The organism is Candidatus Nitrospira salsa (genome assembly GCF_965152625.1).
Genome location: NZ_CBCUCO010000002.1, coordinates 1,607,481 through 1,621,191 on the forward strand (window position 1 = coordinate 1,607,481; position 13,711 = coordinate 1,621,191).

Genomic DNA, 13,711 nt, shown 5'->3' on the forward strand with positions numbered 1-13,711 from the left:
TTTGCTCAAGAACATTACTCATTCACATTCTCTCATGCATCGCATGCATTTCTTATCGTCCTAGGTTTTTGCTCTCTGCCGGGGGTTCGTCCCGGCGGCCGAGGCCCTTTTGTTTCGGCAAAAGGACCCAAAACCATGAACGCCCAGGCCAGACTCATCGGATGAGATGAACCCCGGTTGGTGGGACGGGCTAACTCTCTGCGCTCAAACAAGCCCGCCCAGTATGAAAGGCGTTCCCTCAACGGACTGGCCTGCAGGCGTCAGATCATAAGTACTGAGAAAAAGCTAAAAACTATAAAATAATCGCTAAATGGGCCAGATCATTCCATCCGCACAAGCTATTGTTATAGAATCCCTTCCTATACTCTCTCTGTTTTGCAAGTGACATCTATTTCATGCCAAGTTAGAATGACAAGAGCACAAGTTCCAACATTCCTGCAATCAGAAATGACAGCCAATGTCTCACTCCATGCACGACAAGCCAAACGTCATTCATCGTGATCCAGACATCTTAGGTGGAACCCCCTGTATTTATTGGTACACGGATTCCTGTCCAAGCATTACCGGATTACCTAGAAGGTGATCATGCACTCCATGAATTCCTTGATGACTTTCCATCAGTGAGTCAAGAGCAAGCCATTCCAGTCTTAGAACAAGCCAAACGGGCATTGATTGAAAATGCGAGTCCTGCTTAATGCTTACTCTTAGGGATAAAGCAATTTCACCTCAAACCATTACCTGCATGGCAAAGGGTATGTTTTTCGCCAAATATTCGAGACTGACCCTATTATATATTTAAAATTTCCGTATTGTTTTTTTCATTGACCGTCAGAATTTTCATACATTCATGCCATAATTTATACGTTTCAGCAAGTTCTTTGTCTCATATTTAGATGAAAAAGTCTATAGTGAGAACACTCCACGTCAATGCATCAGTGCGTCAGACATTCAGGGTCAGGCATACTTATTGATATAAACAGAATCAAGAAAAGAAGGTATTCAACCTCTATCAAAGTTCGTCTACGAACGCATAGCATAGAGGTCATTTTCACAACAGCTCAATCACGATACCCGCTCTCATGTTGCACTACTCGATTCCGTGCGAAAGCATTATATGGAATACGCTCTACCCACAGAGGCACGTTATGGCTGTACTCACCCTTCGATTGGATGATCACTTAGCACGGAATCTCAAGCAAATCTCTAAAAAGCTATTTCGTAACAAAAGCATTTGTTTATTGACCTTGGGGATGGCGATCGTCTTTCCGGACAGCTTGAAAACAACCGCCTGAGCTCCGCGATGAGTTACATTCTGTTGTTCTTTCAACGTGTCAAAAGCTCCTACGTGGTTAGCGATCGCTGAAGTCTCGGTGAAAAAGACCATCCGGGTCGTATGTTCGGCGAAGTAACTGGAGGCGTTGCCAGTTCGCAGGCGCGAATGACCTTTCAATGCGCGATGGTTCCGTTATAATATCTGATTCACCTATGTAATGCCCCACTGCAAACGCGTGCAATGCCGCTATCGTCTCACGATGCCAGGCAGTGTTTGTGTCATCACCCTCAGGCTGCTCCCAGATCGCATAGCACAGAAGTAATGTCTCGGCCATCATCGAGAATGCAGCCTCGGGCTGAACGACAGTACAATCTTCTGCTCCGGTAGAAAACACACACACCGCCAGAGACTCCGGTGAGGGTGCTTTCAGAAAATACTCCCGTAACGTCGACAGCGGCTGCGAAGGTGGTGAGTTGGACCAAACCGTATCGGCAAGACAACGGTGGCGCTCCGGCCACAACATTCCGCCCATCTCGAGTAAAGTTTTCAGTGAGGTAGGCTGGAGTACTTCCTTTCCTAAGCATTGAGATAAAACTGGGCAGTTCTCCAAAAGACTAAGCGTCGCGGCAGCTTCACTTCGCGTATCGAGGAATGCTGTGGCACTCAAGATACACATAAAACCGTTGCTGGATCGACACTGCTCGCCCAAAGCAGAAGGCGCTGGTGAACAAAAAATCGTCAGCTCCACCGATCGCGGCAACTGTCTGGCAATATTTCCTGTCCACGCACCAACTTCATCAATACATTGTAACGGAAAATAGTATTTGCTAGTAGTTATCGCGCGCGGTACAGGATAAAGCTTGACTAGGTATTGAGTCACAACTCCAAAGAATCTAGGCCCCGCCCCACGAATCGCCCAGAGCAAATCGGCGTAATGCTTCTCATTTGCAACAACGAGGCGACCATCAGCCGTCACGACATGAGCGGCTTCGATACTGAAGCAGGCCGGCCCCCACTCATTGGAGTTCCAACCCAAACCGCCATTTAACAAAAATCCACTCAGAGGAACGTTCGGGCAGTGCCCAATTGGAAAAGCCAGACCATGTGCGGCCAACTGCTGATTGAGTGCCTGCCCAGTGACCGCCGGCTGAATCGTTGCCGTGCGCGTATGGAGATTAATCGCAACCTGTGTAAGGCGCCCAAGATCAATCAATAGACTCCCATCACACAGTGGGAGCCCAATCCAACTATGTCCTCCACCACGCACCGCAATTTTCATATTGTTGGCACAGGCGTACTGGACGGCTTCGACAACATCATTCTCACTCGCGACTTGCACGACCAATTGCGGGTAGCGCGTTGGCGTCAGCTGATTCCAAATAAGGTTGCGCCTGAGTTGTTCGTATCTGGGGTCGGTCGAAGTTGTCACCTTCCCCTCGATGCGACTCTGCAAAGTCTCTATATTCATCTTGGCATTATACGTTCGGGAATTCTTGAAATGTTCATATGATTGGACAAGTTCCGATAGAGCTTAAGTCTTAGGTATAGCCGTTACAAATACCTTCCGACAGTTTGAGACACTACAAGAAATTAATAGCTTTCGTTATCATTAATCAAGCATTCCGACTTCACAGATTTCCTTCATCTCTTTCAGCCATACTTCATTGTTTTGATCACCAAAGCTCGATTAACCCAGGGTTTATAAGAGTATCGCTCAAATTAATTTCAATCTAAGGTGAAAAGAAACGTGTGAGCGATTTCGTAAGATTTCTGAATAAGGAAATCCCGAACACTTTAAGAGGCGATGGGCAGGAAGCTCACAACTCTATCGGATATGAGGCCGGCAGGCCAAGCAATCGCCAAAAGCAATAATCACATAAATACGTGTTTAGGAGGCAGAGATGGTCATTACGGATATTATGAAGCCGGTGGATGAGGTGGTATATGGAGGATTTCCTTTAGATCAAACAATCCGAATAATGGAACGACTTAAGGTGGAAAGTCTGCCAGTGATCGATCATAATCGATTTATTGGAATCCTCACGAAACACGATATCGAGTTAAGAAGTAAAACCAAAGAATGGGATCCAACAAGATTGCTTGTACGAAATGTCATAACGAGAAGAGAGATTACGTGTTCTGATAGCCACAGCCTTCAGGAAGTCTTCCAACTCTTGGAACACATGAATGAGACATGTCTGATGGTTCTTAATCGACAGGGGCAACCCCTTGGATTAGTTTACAAGGAAGATATTTACTCAGGTTTGCTTCAAGAGTCATGTCATTCTTCATAATCTTTAAAAGAGAACGAATTTCTGATCGACCATTCTATTTTCAATTTACATAAGAGTTAGAAGACAAGTTTCCTTATTTCTTGTTCTGCGCTCTTGTTCGAGCCGCCTTTTTAGCAGAAGCTGATTTTGCTGAGGCCGATCTTGAGGCAGAGGCCTTCCCTCCTTTGCGCCCTCCTTTTTTAGCCGGCTCCGTATTGAGAGGTTTTCCCCGACCAGAACCACCCTTCTTCTTTCCTCCACCTGTCATTTTATTCACCGTAGCCCACGCTCGCCGTTCGGCTTCTTGTTCAGGCACCCCTCGCTCCTCATATCCTTCTTCAATTTTTTCCGCTTGACGTTTCTGCTTATCGGTATATTTGGATTTATCACCTCTGGGCATGACATCCCTCCTAGTATTAAATGATAAATAGGTCTCTTAGCATGACGCGTAATAGCTATGAAAACATGAGAGATTAATTATCATAGGACAATAATATGGTCCAACTCCTGATAACTCTGCTTGTATGAATTCCATCGCAGATTTTAGGCAGCCTAACGGGTGGTTGAGGATTGTCCAGTGGGAGCGAGAATTTCTCCTGTATAATAACGGGCATCTGATGACGCCAAGAAAACAAAGCTTGGGGCAATTTCCGCGGGTTGAGCTGGTCGTTTCCAAAAAGAATTGGAGCCGAAGGCATCCACTGCCTCTTTTTTTCTTGTTGAAGGAATTAATGGTGTCCATACTGGACCCGGCGCCACGCAATTCACTCGAATACCTTGCTCGGCCACAATTTGAGCAAGTGACAAAGTAAAATTATGAATAGCGGCTTTTGTGGCTGCATAATCAACTAAGTGTTCATTCCCTTTCAGCGCCACCACAGACCCGGTATTAAGAATCACATCTCCTTCCTTCATGTGCGGGAGCGCTGCTTGCGCCATCCACACATAGGCATAAAAATTGGTTCGGAAGGTTCGATCGAGTTGCTCGGGTGTAATATCTAGAAAATGACTTTGTTCATTATGGAATGCCGCATTATTAACAAGGATATTGAGTGAACCAAACTCCCCGACTGCTTGTTCGACCGCCTGCCGACAATGATCGGGCTGTTGGAGGTCTCCAGACATTAACAAAGCACGACGTCCAGCTTGTTCAATCCATTTCTGTGTTTCTCGAGCATCTTCCTCTTCGTTATAATAGGAAATAGCAACATCTGCTCCTTCTCTCGCAAAGGCAATAGCAATAGCCCGTCCAATTCCGCTATCACCGCCGGTGATCAGCGCCTTTCGATTTTGAAGTTTTCCAGCACCTCGATAGGTATCTTCCCCATGATCCGCCTGTGGTCGCATAGCCGATTCCCGGCCCGGCCATTCTTGTTGCTGTGGAGGCACTCCATCAGCGGTTCGGTCTTCTACGAACGGATTGGGATTAACTTGTAAACCGCTTGAATGGTTTTTTAAATCACCTGGTGATTTTCCCATAGCCTTCCTTCCCCCTCCCTTCTATTCTTTGTTATCTTTGTTAGCGTCTCTCTTGTTCATGTTTTCAATCTCGATAAGCTCATACATGCTCCGTTTCTGATAAGCCTTTGTAGCGTACTCCGTATAGGCACTCGCCGATAACTGGCTAAAACCCTTGAAATATATAGCGACAGAGATGATGATTTCACGCATCTTTGACCTGTGAAGTGGCGTTAAAAACAAACAATCCATGGCTCAGAACTCAATGAATGAGCACAAAAGACTGTCCATGGTTTCTATATCAACACACAGCGAGAAGTGAAGACTAAAGAAGCGTGGGTGAGTTGCCAGTCATCAGTAAGCAGGAAGGTTACTGGCGAAATGTTTTAAAATTTCTCGAAGACAGACAAAAAGACAGTTGATGTTTTCTTTGCTGACCAATTTTCACTGCGGGATCTTAACAACAGAAATAGGGGATCCAGCCTTTAAGATGATGACTTCGAAGAAGATGAGGGTGGCGTGGGCGAAAAAGTATAATGAGATTCAATGGTCGATTTGATTTGCGCCAGGCTTTCAACAGCTCCCACGTCTTCAGCTGATTCAATTTTTTCGGCTTCCGCGGCAAGTTCATCGTCTTTAATACAATCCCTAAACCATGTGGAATAATCGTGCTGTTTCAGATGATAGTTCCACGTGTCGTGATCGATGCCTTCCGCTATCTGTAGAAAAAGCACAAGATTCTGGGCTCGTAGCTGTAGCTTGTTATCAGGCCCTTGAAAATAAAAGCTGTGTTCAGGGCTTAATTCCCCTTCTGCGTATTTTCGGCGATGACGTCGGCGCTCCCCTCGGTTCGACATGATCTCAAAATGTAAGGGCTCTAATCCATCATCACGATTCCAGTATAGAGCCTCACCCGGCGGAAGCGCGTCCGACCTGGTTGCCGGACAAGACTCTCCGACTAATTTAGTAAACGCCATTAACATTTCCGTCGGCGTCTTCCCAATAAAGACCACGGTATGCATCATCGAGAGTGCCTGCTGAGCCACTTGCTCCGGATGCACGGTAATCAGCAGCAATGAATATGGCAAAGGATTGAATAGTGTGGATGGGAGATCCCAATCCGCGGGCATTAAATGGTGAGCTTCATCCAGTACGATCCAATGAGGACGGCCCGTACGTGCACGATAGTCCTGAAGATCAGTATATATCTTATGAAAAAAATGGGGACGATCCTGAATCGGTAGACCGACAAGATTGATCACCACATTTGTTTCAGGATTCTCCAAAACCTGTATGACCTCTTTCACATTTGGTGTGTGCTCCATGTCTCCCAATATGACGGCTTGCTCCAACGATTCATAGTCGCCTTCTGGATCGATAATACAACATTGATAATGTTTATCTCCAAGACGTTCAATGATCCCTGTAGCAAGTGTGGATTTTCCACTTCCAGAGGTTCCAGCAATGAGCAGGTTGAGCCCATGTGGAGTAATCTGGATGTTCTCTCCCTGAGACGTACCTAGCAACACGTGATGCCGAGACAGTTGAGAATCGAGAGATAGTAAATCATCGTCCATGAGGCGTCTAATCAGTTCAGCAACGCCTTCTCCGCGCTTTCCCTCGGTCACAAAATCCGCTCGCTCTTTAATTGCAGGAAGGGCATTGCCCACAGCACTTGCGCATTCAACCATTGCTAAAAAGGCGAGGTCATTCTCCGCATCTCCGATTCCCACGATATTATGAGGAGATAGACCTGAGAATCTCAGCGCTTCTAGAAGTCCGGTTGCCTTATTACATCCGGCAGGCAACATCATGACGGCTTCTTTATTAAAAATAAGCTGTAAGTCTAATCCGAGATCACGGATAATCTCTAACACCGCAATTTCGTGTGGACGCACCGTGGACACAATGGTATGTCCAACCGAAATAGGGATCTGTCGGAAACGAAGCTGGGAAATAAACTCCTCGGATGGCGGATTTGCCAGTGTAATCGTTTCAGTCGATGCTGGTTTGTAGAGAAGAAGACCGTTTTCGGCGACTATCCATTCAAACAGGTGAGCATGAGGAAACACATGTAGCAAATCTTCTAATTCTCGACCCGTTACCAGAAATAATTTGCGGTGTGTTGCTAACAACCGTTCCAAAGCCCGTACTGTCTCTTCATAAACCTTACCATGATGAGCTAATGTCTCATCATAATCCGTAGCAAGCGCTAAAAATCGCATGCAACTCTCTTCTTCACTGGTTATAAAGGAATGTAGTACCGATAGCGTGCATGATAGCCGTCGCCCCTCAGCAAATCAGGAGACAACGCCCAATGAACATCTATGCGTGCAATTGGGGACGGTATGAGATGTATACCCAAAATATGGCTACTCTTTCATTCCATCGTCTGCGCGATCCCAAAACCGTAACTGACGGCAGATTTCTATAAATTTCGAGGCTGCTTTTGGCCCATCAATTTCGATAAATCCGCCGTCTTGATCCTCTTCATCAATCCCGGCCTTTCGCAAGAGAGGAGTCACCGCCTCGACATAGCCGATAAATTTCATATGCGCAAAGGCATCCGCGACAAAATCTCGCGCAGCTGCTTCTTTCATCAAAGACTTGGCTCCTTCCTCAGAAGGTAATAATGCGACGGCGTCATACAGAACGGATGGACCTCCATCAATTTTTTCATCCGCTTCTATCCACGTGCCGTCACTGGCTTTGACACCGCCGACCCCAGGAGCAACAATAGCCATGATTGCCCCTTCGGCCTTCACAGCAGCTTTCAGTGCTTTAAACACTGCCATATCAACCCCGTCAGTGATGAGAACGCCTAACTTACGACCTTTGAATGTTTCCAGACAATTGAGAAGAATACTAAGAGCTGGTGACGGTTCAAGATCGTCCCGTGTCGGTTTGGCCGCGTCAGCCGCTTCAGGCATCTTCTTGACTCGCAAGCCTTTCGCCACCTGTTCGGCCAACTCCTCATGGATATTCAGCAAATGAGAAACCATGCGAGTCCGAACTTCCAACCGCTCTACTTTGCTTAATTCAAAAATCAATGCCGCTGCGATATGACGTTGCTCGACGTCGGTCTGGCTGAGATAAAACTGACGGGCTTGACTATAGTGATCGGCGAAGGTCTCGGAGCGGATACGCAGTTTAGCGCCTTCTTCCACCGCAGGATACGAGTTAAATCCTTTCTCCGGCGATTCACGCGGTCCCCCAGCCTCACCTTCCCAAGAGTTCGGTTCATAGTTGGCTCGTCCTTGAGGATTATGCATAGCCATATGCCCGTCTTGTTGAAAATGACTGAAAGGACATTTGGGCGCGTTAATAGGGATATGGGTGAAATTCGGGCTGCCGAGCCGTTTGAGTTGAGTATCGAGATAGGAAAAGTTTCGTCCTTGAAGAAGCGGATCATTAGAAAAATCAATACCTGGCACTATGTTCTGTGTACAAAAAGCCACCTGTTCGGTCTCGGCAAAGAAATTGTCCACACAGCGATCAAGCACAAGCCGACCAACGCGTTGGACCGGCACTAGTTCCTCTGGAATAATTTTAGTGGCATCCAATACATCAAAATCGAATTGCTCGGCAAAATTATCGTCAAAGAGCTGAAAGCCTAGCTCCCATTCAGGGCTATCACCTTGTTGAATGGCATCCCATAGATCGCGTCGGTGGAAGTCCGGATCCGCGCCGTTAATCTTCACCGCTTCATTCCAGACGACAGATTGCAAACCCTGCTTGGGCTTCCAGTGAAATTTCACAAACGTGGACTTTCCCTCGACATTGATCAAGCGGAACGTATGCACGCCAAAACCTTCCATAAACCGAAATGAACGAGGAATCGCTCGATCCGACATGATCCACATGACCATATTCATGCTCTCGGGGGTCAAAGAAATAAAATCCCAGAAATTATCGTGTGCAGTTTGGGCCTGAGGAAATCCTCGATCCGGTTCAGCCTTGGCGGCATGGACAAGATCGGGAAATTTCATAGCATCCTGAATAAAAAAAACGGGGATATTGTTTCCGACAATGTCCCAATTTCCTTCTTTGGTGTACAGCTTGACGGCAAATCCCCGCACGTCCCGTGCCAAATCGAAGGATCCTTTATTGCCCGCGACAGTCGAAAATCGGACAAACGCGGGAGTCTTGTCGCCTGCACGCTGAAAAAGATCGGCTTGAGTGATATCCGCGAGCGATTTGTAATTTTCGAAATATCCATGTGCCCCAAAGCCTCGAGCATGAACGACTCGTTCGGGAATTCGTTCATGATCAAAATGAAAGATCTTTTCACGAAAGTGAAAATCTTCTAAAAGGGTCGGACCACGCGTTCCAATTTTCAGAGAGTTTTGATCATCCGAGACGGGAGTGCCCTGTTGGGTCGTTAATACGGGAGTCTTTTTGCCTGAGATCTGATGGGTTTCACCTCCCTCGCCGATGGGCACGGTCTGGTCTGAGAACTTTGCTGTGGAACGGTCCGTGGAATTGGATTGGGCGCGCTGTTTTTTTGCCATGTTTATTTCCTCATAATGATTAACAAGTATTAATTTCTGTTTAAATAAATTTTCAAAATGAAAACTGAGGCAACATATTCATCACCGTTAGTATACGCGATTTAAAAGGCACTCACACACTGGCAATAACCCTGGCGAGAATCACCGAAACTCATCATGTGAACAGGAAGGTATCGTGAAGGAAAAGGACTTCCGTCCTTTACTGACGAGAATAACCCGAGCTTTTAAGGCAGAAGGACGACTTTGATGCAGTCATTCTGATTATAGCGAAAGGCTTTGTACGCCTCGGGAGCTTCATCAAGACTGTAGCGGTGTGAGATGATGAAGGAAGGATCAATCTCCTCTTTTTCAATGCGCTTGAGTAGGGGGTTTAGATAATTATGGACATGTGTCTGCCCGCATCGAATCGTCACCCCCTTCCCAAAGATCGCCCCAATAGGAAATTTATCGGCAAAACCGCCATAAACTCCGGGTATAGAGATTATGCCATTTTTGCGTACAGCCCGTGCCGCTTGGCGGATGACGTGAATGCGGTCTGTCGCAAGCATACTGGCAACTTTAATCCGGTCATATAACGCGTCAAGAGTGGTTCCATGCGTTTCGAGACCTACTGCATCAATGCACGAATCTGGACCACGACCGCCAGTGGATTCCATAAGACGGTCGTAGACTTCCTCTTCATCAAAATTGATCGTCTCAACCCGTTCATCGTTTAGATGTTGCTCATTACCCTTCTGGCGAGAGAGGTCAAGCCGTCGCACATGATGATCAATGGCAAACACTTTCGCCGCTCCTAGCAGCAGCGCGCTACGAATGGCAAACTGTCCCACCGGACCACAGCCCCAGACGGCGACAGTATCACCTTCCTTGATCTGACAATTGTCGGCGGCTTGATAGCCTGTCGGAAAAATATCTGATAAGAAGAGTACGTCTTCATCCTTCAATCCGGCCGGAACCTTGAGGGGACCCGTATCGGCAAAGGGTATACGAACATACTCGGCTTGTCCGCCAGCATATCCCCCAAGCATATGAGAGTAGCCAAACAGCCCAGCGGGAGAATGTCCATATGCCTTTTCAGCCATCCATGCGTTGGGATTAGAATTATCACAACACGACCACATCTTCCCCTGGCAAAAGAAACATCGTCCACATGCAATGTTAAATGGGACAACGACCCGATCTCCTTTGCTCAGATTTTTTATACTAGAGCCGACTTCAACAACCTCTCCCATAAATTCATGGCCAAGAATGTCCCCAGACTTCATGGTCGGGATATATCCGTCGTATAAGTGGAGATCTGACCCACAAATAGCCGTGAGTGACACACGAACGATGGCATCGCGGGGATTAAGAATTTCAGGATCGGCTACATTTTCAACCCGGACATCATGTATTCCATTCCAACAAACTGCTCGCATAATATGAATTCCTTCTTCGCTTCATAGACTTATGAATATTGAAACTGAGCATATGAATCTTGGCTTCACTTCTCATTTTTCCCGTTAAACGCGATCTGACGTTTCAACTGGATAGGTTATGCCTAATTCATCGCTTACGCCTCGAGCCTGTTCTGCAATACGAGAGAATGTGCTCGCAGACGTGGTCTCATGATTCCGAGTAATTTCCCCCGTCTCAATCAATTGACGAAAACGACGAAGATCCTCCCCTACTTGTCGTGCGGGATCCTGAGGAAGAATCTTTGCTGCCGCTGCGCCGAATATCCCCCCAGGCGGAGACCATCGACAATTTAACTGAAGAATTGTCCCTCGATTACCAGGTGCTGGACGTAATGAAAAGGTCCCTTCATGTTCAAGATTGGACTCCGACTCTATCGTACGCCATTTAATCATTTCATTCTCGTGTTCTTCGACAATCTCGGCTTCCCAATAAAAATCTTTGTCCATTGGACCACGTGCCTGCCAACGCGAATGTCGTCTATCGAGCTCTTCGACCTTAATAATATTCTGCATGAACAGCGGCAAATTCTTAAAATCTCGCCAACATGCATAAATCTCTGCTGGGGAGCTATTGATAATGATTGAATCGCTAAAATGCACAGTTCTATTTAAAGGGTGTCTAATTGTGAAACCATGAGTCTCATCAATTCCCATTGCTTCATAGAGACGGCTGTGACTGGAAAGACCATGAATAAGTAACCCGCTGCCGACAAGAAACGAGACAGCTCCACTTTTCCGTCCTTGGGTGAGCCCAGATAGCATAAGGCCTCCTCCAATACAAACAGAAAGCAATTGTTCAATTGCTCCGACATTATTTTTCATCACGCTCCCCCTCTTCCAACCTCGGATCTTGTTATGGAAATTAATCTTTTCAATAAGTTTGTGATCCTGGGTTCAAGTTATCATCCTATCTCACTCACACAGCTTTCGGAACTAGCAGTATTCCTTATTCAGATCTATTGATACAAGATCATTTCATTAACGAAACACGATTAACCCCTCATTCCCACGCAGGTGAATGAATGCTTGCATATGTTCATCTTCTCTGTCCAAAAACGTCGAAAGACGCACACTGGCATGAAACGATGCGTCATGATCTAAGCATTGCGGCTCATTGCTAAAATTTAACAAAATAAGACAGTCTTCTCTCTCGTGCATGCGCCGATAGACGAGAAGAGGCCCTTGAATTGTGACCAGTTCGAGTTGACCAAGAATGGTCTCTCGTTGAAAGGTAAACAGTTTGCGATAAAGATTGAGCAGGGATCGTGGATTCGCACTTTGTACCGCGACATTCGCGGTGTGGAAGTCCTCAGCGATTGGCAACCACGGTTCATGCACGGAGAACCCGGCATGTTGTTCAGTGTTCCATTGCATCGGCGTTCGCTCCGGATCACGATTGCGTCCAACCCGACGCCCCTGAGGATCAATAGCCTGATCGGCCGGAATTGGCACACCTCGCATACCAATTTCTTCGCCAAAGTAATGAACTGGCGTTCCGGGTAGCGTGAACAAAAGCATGGCTGCGACACGCATTTGATCGCCGGGACATCGCATGGCCAGCCTCAAGCAGTCGTGAGTGCTGAGAAGCCACGACGGCCATCCGTTGGATGGCACATGATGAAGATAGGTTTTCAGGGAACTTCCTATTTCTTCAGCATTCCATGGAGTCCAGGAAAATTGCATATTAAGTGGAAGATGTAATTCAGGGGCCTCTCCACCATAATACGCCATGACTTTCTCAACTGATAAATAAAGTTCACCCGCCAGCAGTCTATCATCGCCGAACTCCTCAGCAACTCGTCGCATCGTAGCAATGATCTCATGGACCCCTTGCTGATCACGTGTGTAGTACGGCAATAATTGAGTGTCCGGCCCTTGTCCCTCCTGATACTCTGGATTGGATGGATTATTTCGAAACTGTTCATCTTTAAGCAATAAATCCAAAGCATCGATACGAAATCCATCCACTCCCCTGTTCAGCCAAAATCTCATAGTGTCAAACATCGCCGCTTGCACATCGGAATTCCGCCAATTCAAGTCCGGTTGTTTTTCATGAAAGGTATGCAGATAATATTGGTCGGTATTCGGATCCCATTGCCATACACTTCCACCAAAGACGCTAATCCAATTATTCGGAGGAGAACCGTCTGCGTTTGCATCGTGCCAAAGATACCAATCGCGTTTAGCACTTTCGCGATTCGAACGAGAATCAATAAACCAAGGGTGTTCATCCGATGTATGATTAGGCACCCAGTCCAATATGAGCTTCATATCACGTCGATGCACGTCGGCCAATAACTTATCAAAATCATTCAGAGACCCATATTGCGGTGCGATATGACAGTAATCCATCACATCGTACCCCAAATCGGCAAACGGTGACGGATAAATCGGAGATAACCAAATAGCCCGGGCGCCCAGCCATTGAAGATAGTCCAGACGCTCACTCAATCCAGATAAATCACCAATTCCGTCCCCATTGCTGTCGAGAAATGATGGAACTAAGACTTGATAAATGACACCCTCTTGCCACCAATGAAGAGCACGGGACATGGTCAGGATCTCCGACTTTGTACTGACTATCTGGAATGCATTTCACTATTACATGTGATTCTCTCATCATGTACCACCATCCAACGCTGAGAAGTTTCACCGTTCATAAATGAACACACTATCATAGGGGAAAACTTTCATCTCTCTACTAATTTCTCGCACCTATGACAAATTTATATCTTGAAA

General features: G+C 46.5%; 8 protein-coding genes and 2 pseudogenes. 2 read left to right on the forward strand and 8 right to left on the reverse strand.

Annotation, left to right across the window (positions count from 1 at the left end):
• The first annotated feature begins 469 nt into the window (after nucleotides 1–469).
• Nucleotides 470–695 (forward strand): annotated as a pseudogene (locus ACWQXP_RS09225) (DUF433 domain-containing protein).
• 1,539 nt (nucleotides 696–2,234) lie between these two features.
• Here the strand turns inward: ACWQXP_RS09225 and ACWQXP_RS09230 are convergent.
• Nucleotides 2,235–2,741, reverse strand: a pseudogene (locus ACWQXP_RS09230) (FAD-binding oxidoreductase); the annotation flags it as partial.
• 433 nt (nucleotides 2,742–3,174) lie between these two features.
• Here ACWQXP_RS09230 and ACWQXP_RS09235 point away from each other — a divergent pair.
• Nucleotides 3,175–3,567, forward strand: a complete 393-nt coding sequence (locus ACWQXP_RS09235; RefSeq protein WP_454062531.1) for a CBS domain-containing protein — start codon at nucleotides 3,175–3,177, stop codon at nucleotides 3,565–3,567.
• Nucleotides 3,568–3,640: 73 nt separating this feature from the next.
• Here ACWQXP_RS09235 and ACWQXP_RS09240 read toward each other — a convergent pair whose 3' ends face one another.
• The 7 genes from ACWQXP_RS09240 to ACWQXP_RS09270 form a co-directional block, all read right to left on the reverse strand.
• Nucleotides 3,641–3,946: a plasmid stabilization protein gene (locus tag ACWQXP_RS09240; protein WP_454062532.1), complete on the reverse strand. Its 306-nt coding sequence runs from the start codon at nucleotides 3,944–3,946 to the stop codon at nucleotides 3,641–3,643.
• Between the two features lie 152 nt (nucleotides 3,947–4,098).
• Nucleotides 4,099–5,025 (reverse strand): SDR family oxidoreductase, encoded by a 927-nt coding sequence (locus tag ACWQXP_RS09245; RefSeq protein ID WP_454062533.1) that lies wholly within the window; start codon nucleotides 5,023–5,025, stop codon nucleotides 4,099–4,101.
• Nucleotides 5,026–5,489: 464 nt separating this feature from the next.
• Nucleotides 5,490–7,229, reverse strand: coding sequence for an HAD-IIB family hydrolase (locus ACWQXP_RS09250; RefSeq protein WP_454062534.1), 1,740 nt, complete (start codon nucleotides 7,227–7,229; stop codon nucleotides 5,490–5,492).
• A 147-nt stretch (nucleotides 7,230–7,376) separates the two neighbouring features.
• Entirely contained in the window at nucleotides 7,377–9,515 is a 2,139-nt protein-coding gene (katE, locus tag ACWQXP_RS09255; RefSeq protein ID WP_454062535.1) for a catalase, read from the reverse strand.
• A gap of 224 nt (nucleotides 9,516–9,739) precedes the next feature.
• The gene (locus ACWQXP_RS09260; RefSeq protein WP_454062536.1) at nucleotides 9,740–10,933 is read right to left on the reverse strand and encodes a zinc-dependent alcohol dehydrogenase; all 1,194 of its coding nucleotides are present in this window, start codon (nucleotides 10,931–10,933) and stop codon (nucleotides 9,740–9,742) included.
• A gap of 84 nt (nucleotides 10,934–11,017) precedes the next feature.
• Nucleotides 11,018–11,794, reverse strand: coding sequence for an SRPBCC family protein (locus ACWQXP_RS09265; RefSeq protein ID WP_454062537.1), 777 nt, complete (start codon nucleotides 11,792–11,794; stop codon nucleotides 11,018–11,020).
• 156 nt (nucleotides 11,795–11,950) lie between these two features.
• Entirely contained in the window at nucleotides 11,951–13,525 is a 1,575-nt protein-coding gene (locus ACWQXP_RS09270) for an alpha-amylase family glycosyl hydrolase (protein WP_454062538.1), read from the reverse strand.
• Between the last annotated feature and the right edge of the window lie 186 nt (nucleotides 13,526–13,711).

Excerpts from the sequence above, each read along its gene's own strand:
- ACWQXP_RS09260 (WP_454062536.1), bottom strand. The coding sequence starts at position 10,933 with ATGCGAGCAGTTTGTTGGAATGGAATACATGATGTCCGGGTTGAAAAT.
- ACWQXP_RS09250 (WP_454062534.1), bottom strand. The coding sequence starts at position 7,229 with ATGCGATTTTTAGCGCTTGCTACGGATTATGATGAGACATTAGCTCAT.
- ACWQXP_RS09270 (WP_454062538.1), bottom strand. The coding sequence starts at position 13,525 with ATGTCCCGTGCTCTTCATTGGTGGCAAGAGGGTGTCATTTATCAAGTC.
- ACWQXP_RS09240 (WP_454062532.1), bottom strand. The coding sequence starts at position 3,946 with ATGCCCAGAGGTGATAAATCCAAATATACCGATAAGCAGAAACGTCAA.
- ACWQXP_RS09245 (WP_454062533.1), bottom strand. The coding sequence starts at position 5,025 with ATGGGAAAATCACCAGGTGATTTAAAAAACCATTCAAGCGGTTTACAA.
- katE (WP_454062535.1), bottom strand. The coding sequence starts at position 9,515 with ATGGCAAAAAAACAGCGCGCCCAATCCAATTCCACGGACCGTTCCACA.
- ACWQXP_RS09235 (WP_454062531.1), top strand. The coding sequence starts at position 3,175 with ATGGTCATTACGGATATTATGAAGCCGGTGGATGAGGTGGTATATGGA.
- ACWQXP_RS09265 (WP_454062537.1), bottom strand. The coding sequence starts at position 11,794 with ATGAAAAATAATGTCGGAGCAATTGAACAATTGCTTTCTGTTTGTATT.